This window comes from Sodalis sp. dw_96 (assembly GCF_018449575.1).
GTDB lineage: Bacteria > Pseudomonadota > Gammaproteobacteria > Enterobacterales > Enterobacteriaceae > Acerihabitans.
Map to the genome: position 1 here is coordinate 199,798 of NZ_JAAVUT010000009.1, position 18,520 is coordinate 218,317.

The window sequence follows — 18,520 nt, forward strand, 5'->3', positions numbered from 1 at the left end:
TCTTTCCCGCCTTCAATAAATGACGGCAATATACGCCGGGTGCGCCATCGGCCCCCTGTCACGAAATAGCGATAAAGTGTTCTCGCATCGCGTGTATTTCGTCCCGCACCGCCGCCGCCTGCTCGAATTCAAGATTCTGCGCATGGGCCTGCATTTTTGCTTCAAGCTCGCGAATTTTTTGATCCACGGCTTTCGGCGTCATAGCGCCATAAAGAGTGTTGTAATGCGCTGCGTCTTCCATCGCCTTACGTTTTTTCTGTTTGGCATGGGCCGGGGATTGCCCCAAATCCATAATATCCGCCACTGACTTATTGAGGGCCTGCGGGATTATGCCGTGTTCCAGATTGTAGGCGTGCTGTTTGACCCGCCGGCGTTCAGTCTCGTCAATAGCACGGGCCATGGAGGGGGTAATCTTGTCGCCATACAGAATGGCTTTGCCGTTCAGGTTACGGGCGGCGCGGCCGATGGTTTGGATCAAGGAACGTTCCGAACGCAGGAAACCCTCTTTATCGGCGTCCAAAATGGCCACCAGCGAGACCTCAGGCATATCCAACCCTTCCCGCAACAGGTTAATCCCCACCAGTACATCAAACTCCCCTAGCCGCAGATCGCGGATGATCTCCACCCGCTCCACGGTTTCAATGTCCGAATGCAGGTACCTCACCCGCTCGCCATGCTCTTCCAGATACTCGGTCAGGTCTTCGGCCATGCGCTTGGTCAGGGTGGTCACCAGCACACGCTCGTTAATCAATACCCGCTTACGGATTTCAGATAACAGGTCATCCACCTGGGTGGTCACCGGCCGCACTTCAATTTGCGGATCCAGCAAACCGGTGGGACGCACCAGTTGATCGATAACCTCGCCGCCGGTCATTTCCAGTTCATATTTACCCGGTGTCGCGGAGACGTAAATGGTTTGGGGCGCCAGAGCGGCGAACTCCTCAAACCTCAGCGGCCGGTTATCCAACGCGGAAGGCAAACGGAAACCGTATTCCACCAGGGTTTCCTTGCGCGCACGGTCCCCTTTGTACATGCCGCCGATTTGCGGAATAGTGACGTGGGATTCATCCACCACCAGCAGGCCGTCGGCGGGCAGGTAATCGAACAGGGTCGGCGGCGGTTCGCCCGGCCCGCGGCCGGACAGAAAACGGGAATAGTTTTCGATGCCGGAACAATAACCCAGCTCATTCATCATCTCCAGATCAAACTGGGTCCGCTGCGACAGGCGCTGTTCTTCCAGCAGCTTGTTGTTCTCCAACAGGTTCTTACGGCGATCCGCCAGTTCGACCTTGATGTCTTCCATGGCCTGCAACAGCCGCTCCCTCGGAGTAACGTAGTGGGTTTTCGGATAAATGGTATAACGCGGCACCGTCTGCGCCACCTGGCCGGTCAGCGGGTCGAACAGTGACAGACGTTCCACTTCTTCATCGAACAATTCCACCCGCAGGGCAATTTCGTCGGATTCAGCCGGAAAGATATCGATAACTTCCCCCCGCACCCGGAAGGTCCCGCGCTGAAAAGCCTGATCGTTGCGGCTATACTGGAGCTCCGACAGGCGGCGCAGTATCGAGCGCTGATCGATAATCATTCCCCGCGTCAGATGCAGCATCATTTTCAAATAGGCGTCCGGATCCCCCAGGCCGTAAATGGCCGACACCGAGGCCACGACGATCACATCGCGCCGTTCCAGCAGCGCTTTGGTGGCGGACAACCGCATCTGTTCGATATGTTCGTTTACCGAAGCGTCTTTCTCGATAAAGGTATCCGAGCTGGGAACATAGGCTTCCGGCTGATAATAATCGTAATAAGAGACGAAATATTCCACCGCGTTATCGGGGAAAAAAGCCTTCATTTCGCCATAGAGCTGGGCCGCCAGGGTCTTGTTGGGCGCCAGGACCATGGTGGGCCGGTTAAGATCGGCAATCACGTTCGCCACGGTAAACGTCTTGCCCGAACCGGTCACCCCCAATAATGTCTGGTGGGCCAAACCGTCCAGCAGGCCCTCTTCCAGACGACGGATAGCCTCCGGTTGATCGCCGGAGGGCTTAAAGCTCGAGTGCAATTTGAACTCTTTACTCATTTACTGGGCTACCTGCTGGAGAAAAGAAAGACGGGCTGATGTTTCATAGCTGTTGTTTCATTACTGATGTCAACTGTAGTACGTGTCAACCTTGGTATGTCAACTGTAGATGTAGAGTATGGGGACAGAGCGGTTAATTTGCCAGCGCATCGGCACTGGATACAAAACCAGTATTATAATACTCTATCTCGGCTCGGGCGCAAGGATCATCACCGATCCCTATTTGGAATAAGTGCCGCTTCCATTCATCCGTTTTGAAAGATTTTCTTACAAAGCGTTATGTAATTCATCAGGCTGTCAAGACTGACGTAAAATGACATAGCGTTGACAACGTTTGGACAAATTTGCTTGATTTTAATTAACCAGTTGTATTTATAGCAATTAAAAAAAGCGTGGAGAATACAGGCAAAATGCGACGAGCCCGCGCCTGCTCTCGCCTAGCCAAGCTTTTCTAAACCTAATGCACACGGTTATCCACAGGAATGGTGGATAAGTCGCACCGCACCGCTGGCTACGTGCATTCCTTAATGCCGGCAATAATGACGCACAGATGACAAAACTCTCTTTTTTTAGCTATTTTTTGTCGTCAGCACGAGCCCTGTTATGCTTAAACCAACTATCCCTTTTTACCCTAACTCACTCCGCCACGAACCGCTATTGCACAAAAAGCGCACTGCAATAGTGCCCTAAAAACCGTCTGCACCAATGAATCCGCCGTCGGCACCGAAAAAGTGCAAAAATCCGCACTTTGTTTGGCAAACCCCGCCTGTGGGTATTTATTTATGCTAATGCCCGCAGGGGACGTCAGTTCATCCTGTTCTCTTTCCCCCTTGAGACCCAGATTGGCCTGATAGTTGCTTAACCCATAGGTGGCGCAATGAGGGCGATGACAATGAGTTTCGCGCCACGCCATCCAAAAACACAGTGAAGAGGGTAAAAGGGGGAAGGAATCTTATGTTACGTTTACACGCGGTAAATCAGTTTTATGGGCCGAAGCATATTTTGCGGGATATCAGTCTGGAATTACCCCGCGGCCAATGCACTTATCTGCTGGGCCGCAACGGCGTTGGTAAAACCACTCTGGTTAACTGTATCATGGGCCATTTGCCGGTCAGCAGCGGTACCCTAAGCTGGCAACTTTACGGCGAACCGGAGCTGGATTTACTGCTGTATCCGGTAGAGGAGCGGGCGGCGCTGGGCATCGGTTATGTGCCGCAGGGACGCCAGGTGTTTTCGCAGCTGAGCGTGGATGAAAATTTGCGTGTGGCGTTGATGGCCGGACGTAACAAGACCAACCGCATACCGTTGATGGTCTACGAACTGTTTCCGTTACTCTACGATATGCGGCATCAACGGGCCGGGGATTTAACCGGCAGCGGCCAGCAGCAATTGGCCATTGCCCGCGCCCTGGTGCTTGAACCCGAGCTGCTGATTCTGGATGAACCCACCGGCGGATTCCAGCCCGCGGTAGTGGAGGAAATAGGCCGTAATATTCGCCGATTGCAGCAGGATTTCGGGCTGACCTTGCTGGTAGTGGAACAGCAGTTGCCGTTTACGCCCCATGCCGACGATCTTTTTTGTCTATTGGAAGGCGGTTGCAACGTCGCGCAGGGCAGGCTGGAACAACTGGATGAAAGTCTGATCCAGACCTATCTGGCCGTATAGCAGACCGCCATGAAAAAAACATTTCTGTATATGACGTTATATTACGATATTTTCCGACCTTGCTTCGCTTCTCAGCACCAGACCTTCCAGGGCGTTTATCGCGGTTTTGACGCCCTTGCTTAAGTCATTGCCCCTTCAGTAAAGCCAAATCGATATAGTGTTCCAGGCAAGCCGTCGCCGGCGCGTTCAGCCAGGGAATCTCTCCCAGCAATGGCGCCCCTAGACGTTGTTCAAGCGTCGCCAGATAGTCCGCGCGCCGATGTGGTTCGGGGGAAAGATCGTTGGCCACCCAACCCGCCAGGCGTAATCCTCCCTGCCGGATAGCCAATGCCGTCAGCAACGCATGATTGATGCAGCCCAGTTTCAAACCCACCACCAGGATCACCGGCAGCCGCTCGGCGGCCACCCACTGGGCAAAGGACAGGTCATCACTCAAGGGGGTAAACCAGCCGCCGGCCCCTTCGACGAACACCCATTCGGCGCGGGCTTGCACCGCTGCCAACCCCGAAGAGAGCAAGGCCGCGTCAATGGGCCGGCCCTCATCGCGGCTGGCGATATGCGGCGAGGTGGCCTCACGGAATGCCTGGGGGTTGATAAGCTCATAAGGCAACAGGACATTGCCGTGGGCGGATAACGCCAGGGCATCGCTATTGCGCAATCCCTCAGGGGTCTGGATACAGCCGGAGGCCACCGGTTTATACCCCACAGTGCGGCGGCCGTCACGATTGGCCGCCTCAAGCAGGGCGCAGGTCGCCAGGGTCTTGCCGATATCGGTATCGGTGCCGGTGATAAAATAGGTTTTAGTCACGATAAATCAGGCCATGAATCAATTGATAGGTGAGCGGTAAACCCGCGGAGTGACGCTCCCACACCGCTTCGAGGCGTCGGATGCGCTGGCTGCCGGCAAGTCCCAGCGGCCGGCCGTCACGTAAATAGCCCGCCCCTACCCCTTTGATATCCCGCAGCAGCGGCACCAGGCCGGGATAATAGAGTCGGTGAGGTACGGTGTGCAGTTGGTGCCGGTAAGGTTGCATCGCCTGGGCAATGGCGGCGGCCGACATAAAGCGGTTAGCATGAACGGCGCTGTCCACCTGTCGCCAGGCGCGCGTCAATTCACCCAACGATCCCTCCGCCAGAGTAGAGAAGGCAATCATGCCGCCGGGACGGGTAACACGGTAAAACTCCGCCAGCGCCCGGGGTAACGCATCGCACCACTGGACGGCCAGATTGGAAAAGCAAATATCCAGGCTGCAATCCGCCAGGGGCAAACCCTCGATATCCCCCGCCAGATAAACCGAAGCCGACTCCCGCCGGCGCGCCTCCGCCAGCATGGCGGGCGAAAGGTCCAGCGCAATGACCCGATTGCCGCACCGCTGCCAATACCGGCTGAACCACCCGGTGCCGCATCCGGCGTCCAGCAGCACCTTCCCCTGCAGAGGCCCCGCTGACGCCGCCAACAACGCCGCCAGTTGATCGCCGCTGGCGCGCTGAAAGGCGGCATGGCGATCATAACCGGCCGCCGCGCGTCCGAAGGTGCGGGCAATGCCCTGTTTATGCAGGTCGGCGTACCGCATCCAGGGCCTCCAATAACTTATCTATGTCGGCGCTTTGATGGGCGGCGGTGAGGGTGATACGCAGGCGGGCGCTGCCGGCGGGCACGGTTGGGGGACGTATGGCGGTCAGCCAGCAGCCCCGTTCCCGCAGGCTCTCGGTCAGCTCCAGCGCCCGGAGATTATCCCCCACCAGCAGTGGCTGGATTGCGCTGGCGGAAGGCGCGAGCCGGTAACCCAAATCGGCGGCCCCGGTACGGAAGCGGGCGATATTACGCCCCAGTTGCGCCCGCAGCTCGTCGCCCCCGATAATGGCGTCCAGGGAGGCATTAATGGCGCATGCCTGCGCCGGCGGCATGGCGGTGCTGTAGATTAAATGACGGGCATATTGCAGGAGATATTCCGCCACCGGCTCGGCGCAGAGCACCGCCGCCCCCGCCACTCCCGCCGCTTTGCCGAAGGTCACCACCAGCAGGTCGGGATGGCAGCCCTGCCGCCAGGCGCTGCCCCTACCCTGCTCACCCACCACGCCGAAACCATGCGCGTCATCCACCAGCAGCCATCCGCCGGCATCGGTGATCCCGCGCTGCAAATCCACCAGCGGCGCGCTGTCGCCGTCCATGCTGAATATCCCTTCCGTAATCGCCAGCCGGTTACCGGAACACTCTGTTTGCGCCAACCGCCGCAGCGAATCGGGATCGTTATGGTGAAAACGGCGTAACTGGCCGGGGGATAACAGGGCCGCCTCCAGCAGCGAGGCATGGCTGAGCCTGTCCGCCAATACCATATCCCCTTTCTCCACCAGGGCGGCCACAAGGCCCTGATTGGCGGCATAACCGGCGTTGAACAACAGGGCCCGCTCATAACCCAGCCAGCCCGCCAGCCTTTGCTCCAGGGCCTGGTGCACTTCGCTGTAACCGGCCACATGCCCCGAGCCGCCGCTGCCGACGCCATGAGCCGACGCCCCCCGCCCCCAGGCGGCGATAATGTTCGGATCCCGGGCCAACCCCAGATAATCGTTGCTGGAAAAATTCAGGTACTGCCGCCCCCGGTATCGGAGGCAACGGCCGTTGCCGCCGATAATGGCCCGGCGCCGGCGATAGGCGTCCGCCTGCTGCCGGCTTTGCAGGCCCTGAGTAATGCGTTCGCACCAGGTCATCCGCGCGCCGCGTTATAAAATTGCTCGGTGTCGGCGGTCAGCAGCGCGTCGGCCAATTGCCGCCGACGCTCTTCATCGCCGGCATCGGTATGATGGGGCTGCGGATTAAGTCCCAGCTTATGGAACAACGCCAGGTCCCGGTCTTCTTCCGGATTAGGCGTGGTCAGCAGCTTGCAGCCGTAGAAAATCGAATTGGCGCCGGCCAGGAAACACATGGCCTGAGTCTGTTCATTCATCTGCTCGCGACCGGCGGACAGCCGCACGTGGGAGCGGGGCATCATGATGCGCGCCACCGCGATGGTACGGATGAAATCGAACGGGTCGACATCCGCGTTTTCCGATAACGGCGTGCCTTTCACTTTCACCAGCATATTAATCGGCACGCTTTCCGGCGGTTCCGGCAAATTGGCCAACTGCACCAATAACCCGGCGCGGTCTGCAACGGTTTCACCCAGGCCGACTATCCCCCCCGAGCAGACTTTGATACCGGCTTCACGCACTTTATCCAGCGTAGCCAAACGATCCTGATAGCTGCGGGTGGTCACGATGGAGCCGTAAAATTCCGGCGAGGTATCCAAATTATGATTATAAAAATCCAGACCGGCCGCCGCCAGCCGTTGCGCCTGCGTGGTGCTTAACATGCCCAGGGTCATGCAGGTTTCCATGCCCATTTCCTTCACCCCCTGCACCATCTGCTCCAGATAGGGCATATCCCGGTCGCGGGGATTTTTCCAGGCGGCCCCCATGCAAAACCGGGTAGATCCGGCGGCCTTGGCCTTGGCGGCGGACACCAACACCTGCTCCACCTGCATAAGCTGCTCGGCGGCCAGGCCGGTATTGTAACGGGCGCTCTGCGGGCAGTATTTGCAATCTTCCGGACAGGCGCCGGTTTTGATGGATAGCAGGGTGCTGACCTGGATGTGGTTGGGATTGAAGTGCTGCCGGTGGATTTGCTGGGCTTCAAACATCAGATCCATAAAAGGTTTGGCAAACAGCGCTTGAGCCTGACTCACCGTCCAGCGGGGATTGTGTTCCATGTGAAAAGGTCCTCGATAACGGACTTAAAATAGTTTCGCCAGTGTAATTCCAGTCGTTATACTGTCAACTGAATTTTTCCTGAATGGTTTACAACGACCCTATGACACCGGCAGATCTCGCTTTCGACCAACGCCACATCTGGCACCCCTATACCTCCATGACCCAACCGCTGCCATGTTATCCGGTGACGGACGCCGAGGGCTGTGAATTGCAGCTTGCCGACGGACGGCGCCTGGTGGACGGCATGTCCTCCTGGTGGGCGGCCATTCACGGCTATAATCACCCCGCCATCAACCGGGCGGTCACCGATCAGTTGCAGCATATGGCCCATGTGATGTTCGGCGGTATTACCCATCCGCAGGCCGTTGCATTATGCCGGCGGCTGGTAGCGATGACGCCGCCGTCCCTGGAATGCGTCTTTCTGGCGGATTCCGGCTCGGTGGCGGTGGAAGTGGCGATAAAAATGGCCATGCAGTACTGGCAGGCTCGCGGAGAGGCCCGTAAACGCCTGCTGACGCTGCGCCACGGCTATCACGGGGATACGCTCGGCGCCATGTCGGTATGCGATCCACAGAACTCCATGCACCGCTTATATCAGGGTTATCTGCCGGAGCATGACTTTGTCACGGCGCCCCAGTGCCGGTTTGACGAACCCTGGCGGGAAAACGACATCGACGAGCTGGCCGCTGCCCTGGCGGCGGGTAGCACTACCCTGGCGGCGGTGATACTCGAACCCATAGTACAGGGGGCGGGAGGCATGCGCTTCTACCATCCGGTCTATCTGCGGCGGGTACGGGAATTGTGCGACCGCTACGGCATCCTGCTCATCGCCGATGAAATCGCCACCGGTTTTGGCCGAACCGGCAAGCTGTTCGCCTGCCAGCATGCGGACATCGCCCCGGATATCCTGTGCCTGGGCAAAGCCCTCACCGGCGGCTATCTGACCCTGTCCGCCACCCTCACCACCCGGACGGTGGCGGATACCATCAGCAATGGCGAAGCCGGGTGTTTTATGCACGGTCCGACGTTTATGGGCAACCCCCTGGCCTGCGCCGCCGCCAACGCCAGTCTGGCCTTGTTGGAACAGGGACATTGGCAAGGGCAGGTGCGGGCTATCGAGGCGCAATTGCGGGAAGCGCTGCTGCCGCTGCGCGCCCATGCCCGGGTCGCCGATACGCGGGTCTTGGGAGCTATCGGCGTGGTGGAAACCCACATGCCGGTTAACCTGCCGGCATTGCAGCGCTTTTTTGTCAATGAAGGCGTCTGGATTCGCCCGTTTGGACGATTAATTTACCTCATGCCGCCGTATATTGTCTCCACACGGCAGTTGGCGCTGCTGACGGGCGCGCTGGCCGCGTCCCTGGATGATCCCGCGCATTTCGCCCCCTGAACCGCCCGGGCCGTTGACCTTGGGTTATCCACCATACCATCAACCATTGGATTAAGGAGTTCGGGTAAATGAATCAAAATAAAAACGTTAATCGCCGAATTGTTTTAGCCTCCCGTCCCGAGGGCAAACCCGTCCCGGATAATTTCCATTTGGAGACCGGCGACATTCCGCGGCCGGAAGACGGGCAGCTGTTGCTGCGCACCGTCTATCTTTCCCTTGATCCCTATATGCGCGGCAGAATGAACGACACCCCTTCCTATGCTCCGCCTGTGGAACTGAACGCGGTCATGGGCGGCGGCACGGTGTCCCGGGTGGAAGCCAGCCGTCATCCCGACTTCCGTCCCGGGGATTGGGTGCTCAATTACGGCGGTTGGCAGGATTACGCCCTGGGCAATGCCGAAGAGGTCAGCAAGTTGCCCGAGGATGCCCTGCAACACCCCTCCTGGGCATTGGGGATCCTTGGTATGCCCGGTTTCACCGCCTACATGGGTTTAATGGATATCGGCCGGCCCAAGACCGGCGAGACGCTGGTGGTGGCTGCCGCCAGCGGCGCGGTGGGCGCGGTGGTGGGCCAGGTGGCCAAACTCAAGGGCTGCCGGGTGGTGGGCGTTGCCGGCGGGCAGGAAAAATGCCGGTATGTCACGCAGACTTTGGGGTTTGACGCTTGTATCGATCATCGGGCGCCCGATTTTGCCCATCAGTTGGCGAAAGCCTGCCCGCAAGGTATCGACATTTATTTTGAAAACGTCGGCGGCACGGTATTTGATGCGGTGCTGCCCCTGCTGAATACCTCGGCACGTATCCCACTCTGCGGCCTGATTGCCAACTACAATATAAAGGATCTCTCCGAAGGACTTGATCGGCTGCCGCTGCTCACCGGCATCTTGTTGCGTAAACGTATCCGTATGCAGGGTTTTATCATTACCCAGGATTACGGCCACCGCCGCAAGGAATTCCTCGATACCATGGGCCCCTGGGTAGCCGCAGGCAAGGTTAAAACGCGCGAAGATCTGGTGGAGGAATTGGACAATGCGCCGCAGGCGTTTATCGGTCTGCTGGAGGGGAAAAATTTCGGCAAGCTGGTGATACGCGTCGGAGGAGATACTCTCTGAGCCGGCCTGCGTGCTCACAAACCGGAGATAAACAATGAAAGTTGCAATGGTTTTAACCTCCCATGACTCCCTGGGCAACAGCGGCAAGCCCACCGGCTTTTGGCTGGAAGAATTTGTTGCCCCTTATTATATTTTTTTCGATGCCGGTATGGAGATTACCCTGGCGTCTCCCCGTGGCGGCCAACCTCCCCTTGATCCCGCCAGCAGCCAGCCCGATGCCCAGACCCAGGATACCGAGCGCTTTCGCACCGACCGCGCCGCGCAACAGGCGCTGGCCCATACCCTCCCTTTGGATCGGCTGCGGGCTGAAGATTTTGATGCGATCTTCTACCCCGGCGGGCACGGCCCCTTATGGGACCTGGCGGAAGATTCACATTCCGTTGCGCTGATTGAAAGGATGTATGCCGACAACAAACCGGTGGGAGCGGTATGCCACGCCCCCGGCGTGCTGCGCCATGTGAAAAAATCCGACGGGACTCCCCTGGTGGACGGTAAGCGGGTGACCGGATTCAGCAACAGCGAAGAGCAGGCGGTCAAGCTCGACGGTATTGTGCCGTTTTCCGTGGAGGATGAGTTAAAACGTCTGGGCGGGGTTTACGAAAGAACCGATGACTGGCAGTCTTTATCCATTATCGACGGGCATTTGGTGACCGGACAGAATCCCGCGTCTTCCGTCGCGGCGGCGCAAAATGTATTGAAACTACTGAAATGCTGAAGGTTCGCGCCACCCTTAAACGATAACTTACCGATGAGGCAGAAATGGCTTTTAAATTATTCAGTAACGATCTGAAAGACGGCGAGAAAATGCCTGAACGCCATGTGTTTAACGGCATGGGCTATAAAGGGGACAATATTTCGCCGCATCTGACCTGGGACGATGCCCCCGTGGGCACCAAGAGTTTTGTGCTGTCGGTTTACGACCCCGATGCCCCCACCGGTTCAGGCTGGTGGCACTGGATTGTGGCGAATATTCCCGCTGATGTTCGTTCGCTGCCGCAAGGGGCCGGTTCCGGTCAGGATCGGCTGCCGGAGCAGGCGGTACAAGCCCGTACCGACTTCGGCAAAGCCGGTTACGGCGGCGCGGCGCCGCCGGCGGGGGAAACGCACCGGTATATCTTTACCGTGCACGCCCTGGATGTGGAGTCCATTGATGTGGATGAAAACGCCAGCGGCGCGATGGTGGGCTTTAATGTTCATTTCCATACGCTGGGCAGCGTGTCGTTGACCGTGACGTATATCTGAAATATCCGCCGACCGGGCACGGTCTCCCTTGACATGGTCGTTGCACGATCGGTGATGGCGGGCCTACCGAGCCATGGGGCGCTCGGGCAGGCGGAAAAACCACGCCTGCTTCGACCCCATCGGCACGGTCTCCCTTTAACACGGTCGTTGCACGATCGGCGATCACGGGCCTACCGAGCCATGGGGCGCTCGGGCAGGCGGAAAAACCACGCCTGCTTCGACCCCATCGGCACGGTCTCCCTTTAACACGGTCGTTGCACGATCGGTGATGGCGGGCCTACCGAGCCATGGGGCGCTCGGGCAGGCGGAAAAACCATGCCTGCTTCGACCCCATCGGCACAGTCTCCATTTAACACGGTCGTTGCACGATCGGTGATGGCGGGCCTACAGAGCCATGGGGCGCTCGGGCAGGCGGAAAAACCATGCCTGCTTCGACCCCTTCAGCACGGTCTCCATTTAACACGGTCGTTGCACGATCGGCGATCGCGGGCCTACCGAGCCATGGGGCGCTCGGGCAGGCGGAAAAACCACGCCTGCTTCGACCCCATCGGCACGGTCTCCCTTTAACACGGTCGTTGCACGATCGGTGATAGCGGGCCTACCGGGCCATGGGGCGCTCGGGCAGGCGGAAAAACCACGCCTGCTTCGACCCCATCGGCGCGGTCTCCCTTTAACACGGTCGTTGCACGATCGGCGATCGTAGGCCTAACGCCCATGGGGCGCCCTGCCATTTTAGCGACTGAGTATGCTTACCCACATCGGGCCTTTGCCCACCGGATAACGCGCCAGCGGTTGTAATAAGCCGGTTTCATCGTTGATGCGGTACACCTCGATATGGTCGGTCTTTTGACCCGCCGCCACCAGGAAATGACCCTTGGCGTCGATATTAAAACCGCGCGGCTGCGTTTGGGTGGGTTGATATCCCGTTACGCTCAGGGTGCTGCCGTCTTCCGACACGGAAAAACAGGTAATGAGACTGGCGGTGCGATCGCAGCTGTACAGATAGCGTCCATCCGGCGTGATATGAATATCCGCCGCCCAGCGCGTATCGGCAAACCCGGACGGCAGGGTATCCAGGGTCTGGACGATGCGCGGCAAGGTGCCGGCCTCTTCCAATGCAAATACATTCACCGAGCTGTTAAGCTCGTTAAGGCAATAGGCATAGGGCCGATGGGGATGAAAGTCCATATGGCGCGGACCGGCGTCGGTGACGGAATCAACCGCTTCCGGACGGTGTGGCTGCAATTGGCCGTCGGCGCCAAGATCAAACAGACGGATTCGGTCCTCTTTCAAACAGGGGACCCAGACAATCTGATTGGTGGGATCGATATTGACGGAATGGCAATTGGTCATTCCTTCCAATACTTGAATCGGCGCCCCGACAATACCCCCCTCATCGATAGGACTGACGCTGGCGCAGCTCATGCTGTAAGAGGCGCAGAATAAAAACCGGCCCTGAAGGTCAGTGGAGATATGGGTAGGACTGCCGGGAAGCGGCGCCATGCCGGCTTCCGTCAGCAAGCCCTGCTCATCGATGGCATAACTCACCACACCGAAGGTTGGACGCACGCCGATATAAAGATGGGTTTTATCCGGACTGATAGCCATCGGCTGTCCCTGTCCCGGGGTATCCACGACCTGTAATAGGGTCAGCAGACCCTCTTTATCCATTTGCCAAACATGAATCTGCTGACTATCCGGACTGGCAATATAGACGATCTGCTTCATGAGCACTCCTTATTAGCACCTGCATCTGCGGCAATCGTAATGAGAGGGAAAATGCGAACCTGCAATAAGCATGTCACTGTTGTTGTTTGTTATCCACTGACTTTTTCGCGGTTTTCGCCAACTCGCTTCCGGTGTACCATTAACAAAGAATATTATTAATATGAAAATGAGAGAAACATGAACTATAGCGTAATCGCACTTGATTTGGATGGTACCCTACTGGATAAACAGAAGAAAATTCTGCCGGAATCTCTTAAAGCTCTCATGGACGCCCAGGCCGCCGGTGTCCAGGTGGTGGTGGCCACCGGTCGCCATCATGTGGCTATTCATCCCTTCTATCAGGCATTAAAAATCACCACCCCCGCCATTTGCTGTAACGGCACTTACCTTTATGATTACCAGGCCAAAAAGGTGATAACCTCCAATCCGCTGCGAAAATCACAGGCCAAGCGGGTGATTGGACTGCTGAAACAATACGATATCCACGGTCTCATCTATGTGGACGACGCCATGGTCTACGAGCAGCCCAGCGAACATGTCATTCGTTCCCTGGCCTGGGGGAACACCCTGCCGTTGGCCCAGCGGCCAAATCTCATTCAGGTAAACAGCCTGGTCGAAACGGCCGAACAGGCGGACGCCATCTGGAAATTCGCCACCTCTCATCCCGACACTCAGGTCCTGCAAGCCTTTGCCGAAACGGTGCAACTGGAACTGGGTTTGGCGTGCGAATGGTCCTGGCATGATCAGGTGGATGTGGCCCAAACCGGCAACAGCAAAGGGAAATTGCTGCAACAGTGGGTGGAGTCCCAAGGCATAGGAATGGAACGGGTTATCGCGTTCGGCGACAATTTTAACGATTTAAGTATGCTTGAGGGAGCGGGCCTGGGTGTGGCGATGGGTAACAGCGTTGACGAAATCAAGGCCCGTGCCGACCTGGTTATCGGCGATAACGAATCGCCGGCCATCGCCGAGACCATTTATCAGCGGGTGCTGGGGCTGTCGTTAAAGGAATAGGGTTCAGGGCATATAGTTCAGGGAGTGATGGATACGCTTTTGATTTGCGCGTAAACCGGCATGCCGGCGTGCAAACCCAGCTCATCCCTGGCCCAGGGGCTGATGCGCGCCCAGAGGGTGCGGCCTTCGATATCCAGCATGACTTCAACCTGATCCCCCACCGTCAGGCACTCATTTACCGTAGCGGGCAGGATATTACGGATACTGCTGTCGCGGGGCGGCGTCAATACCAGCGAGATATCGGCGGCGGCAATGCGAATACGCAACGGCGTCCCCACCGGCTGCGACACCCGGCCAACCCACAGCCGCTGTGTGCCGAGGGACAATGCGGTCATGGCATACTCTGGATGGGACTCGGCAACCACCACCTGCAGCACGCTGCTTTGTTCTTCCCGCGGCAGCCACGGACGCAAAGCCCGGCTGGCCCATACCTCTTCCAGCGCGCCAAAGGCTTTCAGTTTCCCGTTATCCAGAATCAATACCCGTTCGGCCAGTTGCAAGATCTCTTCCAGACTGTGGGTGACATATAATACCGGAATTTCGACCTCTTTCGCCAGCCGCTCAAGGTAAGGCATGAGCTCGCGTTTACGCAGCAAATCCAGCGAAGCCAGGGGCTCGTCCATCAGCAGGATTTCCGGCGCGCTGAGCAGAGCACGCCCGATGGCCACCCGTTGCTTCTCACCCCCCGACAGGGTGGCGGGATAACGCTTCAGTAAGTGACCGATATCCAGCAGCGCGATAATGCCGTCAAATTGAGGGCGCATGGACGGCGCCATGCCGTAAAACAAATTGCCCCGCACCCGGTAATGGGGAAACAGACGTCCGTCCTGAAAGACATACCCCACCCGGCGTTTCTCCGGCGGCAAAAAAATACGCCGATCCGTATCGAACAAGGTACGGTCATTGAGAATGATCCGCCCTTGCTGCGGACGGGTCAGACCGACGATGACATTAATCAGCGACGTCTTGCCGGCGCCTGAAACGCCGAAAATGGCGGTTATGCCCTTGGCGGGCACATCGGCGGTCACTTCCAGGCTAAAATCCCCGAGCCGTTGACGGATATCAATCTGCAGCATTAGCCCCCCAGCCGCTTTCGGCCCCAGCCGGCCAGGGCGTCGGCAATCAACAGTGATGCCAGGGATAATAATATGGCCAGTACGCATAAGCGGGCCGCCGCCCCCTCCGCACCCGGGGTCTCAATCAGCGTGTACATCGCCAACGGAATGGTACGGGTCTCGCCGGGAATATTGGAAACAAAGGTGATGGTGGCGCCGAATTCCCCGAGGGAACGGGCAAAAGCCAATACCGTGCCCACCACGATACCGGGAAAGCACAGCGGCAGGGTAATGGTGAAAAATACCCGCCAGGGGCCGGCCCCCAGGGTTCGGGCCGCCTGCTCCAGCCGCAAATCAATGGCGTCCAGCGACATGCGGATGGCGCGCACCATCAGCGGAAACGCCACCACCGCCGAAGCCAGCGCCGCGCCCTGCCAACTGAAGCTGAAACTGAAGCCGGTAAGCTGATATAACCAGGATCCGATGACACCCCGCCGCCCCATGGCAATCAGCAGCAGATAACCTATCACCACCGGCGGCAACACCAGCGGTAAATGGATTATCCCGTCCACCAGGGATTTGCCGGGAAATCGGCAGCGCACCAAAACCCAGGCCACCAGAATACCGAGCGGCAGGCTGCACACCACGGCCCAAAGAGAAACCTTGAGGCTTAAGGCAACCGCCTGCCACTCATACTCGGTGAGGTGCATTATTTAGGTGTAAAACCGTATTGCTTGAATACCGTGGCGGCGGCGGGAGTTTTCAAATACGCATAAAAGGCTTTTGCCGCGGGGGTATCGTTGTCTTTAATCAGCGCCATTGGATATTCCACCGGTTTATGGCTCTCTTCAGGGAAAATTCCCACGACCTTCACCGCCTTGCTGGAAAGCACGTCTGAACCGTAAACAATACCCAACGGCGCTTCCTGGCGTTCCACCAGCGCCAATGCGCCGCGAACATCACTGGCACGGGCCATTATCGGCGACAGCTGGTCCCAGGCGCCGAGATTCTGTAACGCCTCCTTGGCGTAAATGCCCGCGGGCACATGATCCGGATCGCCCACCGCCAGCTTCTGGCCTTTCAACAACGAGGCCCAGTCGGTTTGTTTATCAATCTTGACGTTTTTCAGCGCGCTGTCTTTAGGGGCCACCAGGACCAGCTCATTACCGAGCAGGGTATAGCGGGTTTCCGTCACGATCTGTTGTTTATTTTGCGCGTAATCCATCCATTGCTGGTCGGCGGATATAAACAGGTTGGCCGGCGCACCCTGCTCAATTTGACGCGCCAGGGTAGAGGAAGAAGCAAAAGAAGAAACGATATCTACTTTATGATCTTTTTGATAATTTTTGGCTATTTCCTGCATGGCATTGGTTAATGAGGCGGCGGCAAATACCGTTACCTTGCTGTCCCCCGGTGCCGCCTGCGCCTGAAAAACCATGCCGGCGGTCAAAACCGCCCCCGCAACCCATTTCAACGTATGCTGTTTCATAATGTTCCCTTTGTGGTTTTTATGAAAAAAGCATATAACGTGAGGTTTTTTTTGTCATTAGTTATTGTAGGGTGTTAACCTTTGTTACCAAATATGAAGCAAATGCCGGGGCCAGACGACATGCTTCCCGTGCCCCGGCACCCGCCAACGGCGCTAAAGATGGGTCTTGATGGCAGCGGCGTCCCGCGCACGTTCAAACGCAAGGGTTATAAGCCGGTCGATTAATTGCGGATAACTCAGGCCACTGGCTTCCCAGAGCTTCGGATACATACTGATGGAGGTGAATCCGGGTATGGTATTGATTTCATTAATGATAATTTCATCATCTTCGGTGACGAAAAAATCCACCCGCGCCATGACGGCACAACCCAGCACCCCATAGGCCGCCTGGGCTATCAGCCGTATTTCATCGCTCAGGCGATTTCCCAGCTGTGCCGGTATCACCAGACCGGCCTGGCCGTCTTTTAAATACTTGGTGTCGTATGCATAAAATTCATCGTTGGCCAGAATCTCGCCGCAAACGCTGACGGCGGGCTGGTCGTTGCCCAATACCGCCGTTTCAATCTCACGCCCGTCAATAGCGGTTTCAACCAGTACTTTATGATCGTAAACCAGCGCCAGATCCAGCGCGTGTTGGAAACCGTCCTGATCGAGCACCTTGCTTACCCCCACCGAGGATCCCTGACTGGCGGGTTTGATAAACAGGGGCAACCCAAGCTCGGCGACGATGGCGCTGAAATCCACCGTGGCGGCATCGGTACGGTGGATGGTCACGGAGGGGGTCACCGGCAGGCCGGCGTCGCGCAGGATCCGCTTGGTCATGTCTTTGTCCATGCAAACGGCGGAACCCAACACGTCCGGTCCGGCAAAAGGAATACCCAGCACCCGTAGCAATCCCTGAACGGAACCATCCTCACCCGCCGCGCCGTGCAGCACGGAAAATGCCACATCAATAGCCGGTAAAGCCTTGCCGCTGGCAAGATCTATCAGCTGTCCGGCGGGGTGTCCGGGAACGACCGCCAAATAATGCGTGGCGGGAGCGAGCTCGATTCGCGCCGGATCCTCAGGGTTAACCAGGTAATCAGCCTCATCGCACAGCATCCAGCGCCCCAGCTTATCGACGCCTATCAACGTCAGATCATACTTTTGCCGATCAACGGCCTTGATAACATTGATCGACGATCGCAACGAGACCTCATGTTCGGTGGATTGACCCCCAAACAGTACCGCCAGCCGCTTTTTGCCGTTTACCGGTTGTTCCATCACATCCTCTTTGGTCGTTAAGACAAGATACTAACGCCAACAGAGTATTAGCCGGGGAAGTGCATGTAAAGCGCCGGTTTTACCGGTCGTGCAAAGATTGATCCGTCCCGGACATTCCCATCGTTAAACCGCCACGCCATTGCCGTCGGAATGGGTCTGAGAGAGCGTATCCGGCTCCGGACATCCCCCGCCTTGGCGGGATAACAAGCTGATGCAATCATCCTCCAGGGCGGTGAAAAAACAGGTCAAGGAAAGAGTGACTATCTTTGCCCGCGCCAAGGCGGTTTTTATCGCCGCCGGGTCTTTATTTTGCGCGGCGCGATAAAGATCGTCATAGCCGGAAAAAAACCTGCCCAGCCGTTCCTTATATACCGCATCAAAATCAACATTATTATCGATGTTCAAAGGAATATCTTCCCCGCGCGGAGTTTGGCCGGCATTAAGTTCAGTCAGCAGGTCTTTTATTGCGTTGAACGATTGTGCTTGTCCCATAGCCGGTTTCTCCGTTGTTCTCTTCCATTATTTTTTCACTGGACTTCTAACTCTTTTTACAACTATATTTTCAATTTTATTTTCAACCCTCTTTCCCACTGTCTTTTCAATTATCTAGATAATGTGCGGATCATCCTATTTCCACGGCGGTTCAACGCCGCCATAACCAATTATTCTATAATCAATCGCCGAAGCAAAACCATGTCTGGACATTAAACGAATCACAGATCACGCTGATAACGG

Annotated in this window: 17 protein-coding genes; 6 read left to right on the forward strand and 11 right to left on the reverse strand. The window is 57.2% G+C overall.

Annotated features, from left to right (window positions below; translation table 11 throughout):
• Positions 1-58 precede the first annotated feature (58 nt).
• Positions 59-2,080: an excinuclease ABC subunit UvrB gene (gene uvrB / locus HB631_RS15385; RefSeq protein ID WP_213992045.1), complete on the reverse strand. Its 2,022-nt coding sequence runs from the start codon at positions 2,078-2,080 to the stop codon at positions 59-61.
• Between the two features lie 954 nt (positions 2,081-3,034).
• Between uvrB and HB631_RS15390 the strand changes: the two genes are divergently transcribed.
• Complete coding sequence (locus HB631_RS15390) at positions 3,035-3,745, forward strand: ATP-binding cassette domain-containing protein (RefSeq protein WP_213992046.1); 711 nt, start codon at positions 3,035-3,037, stop codon at positions 3,743-3,745.
• A gap of 124 nt (positions 3,746-3,869) precedes the next feature.
• On the opposite strand, the gene bioD is transcribed toward HB631_RS15390, so the two are convergent.
• From bioD to bioB, 4 genes are read right to left on the reverse strand one after another with little or no spacing between them, the layout of a single operon-like run.
• Positions 3,870-4,553: a dethiobiotin synthase gene (gene bioD / locus HB631_RS15395; RefSeq protein WP_213992047.1), complete on the reverse strand. Its 684-nt coding sequence runs from the start codon at positions 4,551-4,553 to the stop codon at positions 3,870-3,872.
• Positions 4,546-5,319 (reverse strand): malonyl-ACP O-methyltransferase BioC, encoded by a 774-nt coding sequence (gene bioC / locus HB631_RS15400; protein ID WP_213992048.1) that lies wholly within the window; start codon positions 5,317-5,319, stop codon positions 4,546-4,548. Before bioC ends, bioD begins: the two co-directional genes overlap by 8 nt.
• Positions 5,297-6,454, reverse strand: coding sequence for an 8-amino-7-oxononanoate synthase (bioF, locus tag HB631_RS15405; RefSeq protein ID WP_213992049.1), 1,158 nt, complete (start codon positions 6,452-6,454; stop codon positions 5,297-5,299). The genes bioC and bioF overlap by 23 nt, the downstream gene beginning before the upstream one ends.
• A complete protein-coding gene (gene bioB / locus HB631_RS15410) occupies positions 6,451-7,491 on the reverse strand; it encodes a biotin synthase BioB (RefSeq protein ID WP_213992050.1) in 1,041 nt (346 codons plus the stop codon). Before bioB ends, bioF begins: the two co-directional genes overlap by 4 nt.
• Before the next feature lie 101 nt (positions 7,492-7,592).
• Between bioB and bioA the strand changes: the two genes are divergently transcribed.
• From bioA to HB631_RS15430, 4 genes are all read left to right on the forward strand, one after another.
• Complete coding sequence (gene bioA, locus HB631_RS15415; protein WP_213992051.1) at positions 7,593-8,882, forward strand: adenosylmethionine--8-amino-7-oxononanoate transaminase; 1,290 nt, start codon at positions 7,593-7,595, stop codon at positions 8,880-8,882.
• A gap of 68 nt (positions 8,883-8,950) precedes the next feature.
• Positions 8,951-9,994 (forward strand): NADP-dependent oxidoreductase, encoded by a 1,044-nt coding sequence (locus HB631_RS15420; protein ID WP_213992052.1) that lies wholly within the window; start codon positions 8,951-8,953, stop codon positions 9,992-9,994.
• A 34-nt stretch (positions 9,995-10,028) separates the two neighbouring features.
• Positions 10,029-10,709 (forward strand): type 1 glutamine amidotransferase domain-containing protein, encoded by a 681-nt coding sequence (locus HB631_RS15425; protein WP_213992053.1) that lies wholly within the window; start codon positions 10,029-10,031, stop codon positions 10,707-10,709.
• Positions 10,710-10,753: 44 nt separating this feature from the next.
• Positions 10,754-11,236: a kinase inhibitor gene (locus HB631_RS15430; RefSeq protein WP_213992054.1), complete on the forward strand. Its 483-nt coding sequence runs from the start codon at positions 10,754-10,756 to the stop codon at positions 11,234-11,236.
• Between the two features lie 732 nt (positions 11,237-11,968).
• Here the strand turns inward: HB631_RS15430 and pgl are convergent.
• Complete coding sequence (pgl, locus tag HB631_RS15435) at positions 11,969-12,964, reverse strand: 6-phosphogluconolactonase (protein ID WP_213992055.1); 996 nt, start codon at positions 12,962-12,964, stop codon at positions 11,969-11,971.
• A gap of 177 nt (positions 12,965-13,141) precedes the next feature.
• Between pgl and HB631_RS15440 the strand changes: the two genes are divergently transcribed.
• Positions 13,142-13,978, forward strand: a complete 837-nt coding sequence (locus HB631_RS15440) for a pyridoxal phosphatase (protein ID WP_213992056.1) — start codon at positions 13,142-13,144, stop codon at positions 13,976-13,978.
• Between the two features lie 17 nt (positions 13,979-13,995).
• On the opposite strand, the gene modC is transcribed toward HB631_RS15440, so the two are convergent.
• From modC to HB631_RS15465, 5 genes are all read right to left on the reverse strand, one after another.
• A complete protein-coding gene (gene modC / locus HB631_RS15445; protein WP_213992057.1) occupies positions 13,996-15,054 on the reverse strand; it encodes a molybdenum ABC transporter ATP-binding protein ModC in 1,059 nt (352 codons plus the stop codon).
• The gene (gene modB / locus HB631_RS15450; RefSeq protein ID WP_213992058.1) at positions 15,054-15,743 is read right to left on the reverse strand and encodes a molybdate ABC transporter permease subunit; all 690 of its coding nucleotides are present in this window, start codon (positions 15,741-15,743) and stop codon (positions 15,054-15,056) included. The genes modC and modB overlap by 1 nt, the downstream gene beginning before the upstream one ends.
• Positions 15,743-16,522: a molybdate ABC transporter substrate-binding protein gene (modA, locus tag HB631_RS15455; protein ID WP_213992059.1), complete on the reverse strand. Its 780-nt coding sequence runs from the start codon at positions 16,520-16,522 to the stop codon at positions 15,743-15,745. Before modA ends, modB begins: the two co-directional genes overlap by 1 nt.
• A gap of 153 nt (positions 16,523-16,675) precedes the next feature.
• Complete coding sequence (ddlA, locus tag HB631_RS15460) at positions 16,676-17,785, reverse strand: D-alanine--D-alanine ligase (protein ID WP_213992060.1); 1,110 nt, start codon at positions 17,783-17,785, stop codon at positions 16,676-16,678.
• A 123-nt stretch (positions 17,786-17,908) separates the two neighbouring features.
• Entirely contained in the window at positions 17,909-18,277 is a 369-nt protein-coding gene (locus tag HB631_RS15465) for a hypothetical protein (protein WP_213992061.1), read from the reverse strand.
• Positions 18,278-18,520: the final 243 nt, after the last annotated feature.

Coding starts and splice junctions, on each gene's coding strand:
- ddlA (WP_213992060.1), bottom strand. CDS start 17,785: ATGGAACAACCGGTAAACGGCAAAAAGCGGCTGGCGGTACTGTTTGGG.
- HB631_RS15440 (WP_213992056.1), top strand. CDS start 13,142: ATGAACTATAGCGTAATCGCACTTGATTTGGATGGTACCCTACTGGAT.
- modC (WP_213992057.1), bottom strand. CDS start 15,054: ATGCTGCAGATTGATATCCGTCAACGGCTCGGGGATTTTAGCCTGGAA.
- bioB (WP_213992050.1), bottom strand. CDS start 7,491: ATGGAACACAATCCCCGCTGGACGGTGAGTCAGGCTCAAGCGCTGTTT.
- HB631_RS15430 (WP_213992054.1), top strand. CDS start 10,754: ATGGCTTTTAAATTATTCAGTAACGATCTGAAAGACGGCGAGAAAATG.
- HB631_RS15420 (WP_213992052.1), top strand. CDS start 8,951: ATGAATCAAAATAAAAACGTTAATCGCCGAATTGTTTTAGCCTCCCGT.
- bioC (WP_213992048.1), bottom strand. CDS start 5,319: ATGCGGTACGCCGACCTGCATAAACAGGGCATTGCCCGCACCTTCGGA.
- uvrB (WP_213992045.1), bottom strand. CDS start 2,080: ATGAGTAAAGAGTTCAAATTGCACTCGAGCTTTAAGCCCTCCGGCGAT.
- bioA (WP_213992051.1), top strand. CDS start 7,593: ATGACACCGGCAGATCTCGCTTTCGACCAACGCCACATCTGGCACCCC.
- modB (WP_213992058.1), bottom strand. CDS start 15,743: ATGCACCTCACCGAGTATGAGTGGCAGGCGGTTGCCTTAAGCCTCAAG.
- modA (WP_213992059.1), bottom strand. CDS start 16,522: ATGAAACAGCATACGTTGAAATGGGTTGCGGGGGCGGTTTTGACCGCC.
- HB631_RS15425 (WP_213992053.1), top strand. CDS start 10,029: ATGAAAGTTGCAATGGTTTTAACCTCCCATGACTCCCTGGGCAACAGC.
- pgl (WP_213992055.1), bottom strand. CDS start 12,964: ATGAAGCAGATCGTCTATATTGCCAGTCCGGATAGTCAGCAGATTCAT.
- HB631_RS15390 (WP_213992046.1), top strand. CDS start 3,035: ATGTTACGTTTACACGCGGTAAATCAGTTTTATGGGCCGAAGCATATT.
- HB631_RS15465 (WP_213992061.1), bottom strand. CDS start 18,277: ATGGGACAAGCACAATCGTTCAACGCAATAAAAGACCTGCTGACTGAA.
- bioF (WP_213992049.1), bottom strand. CDS start 6,454: ATGACCTGGTGCGAACGCATTACTCAGGGCCTGCAAAGCCGGCAGCAG.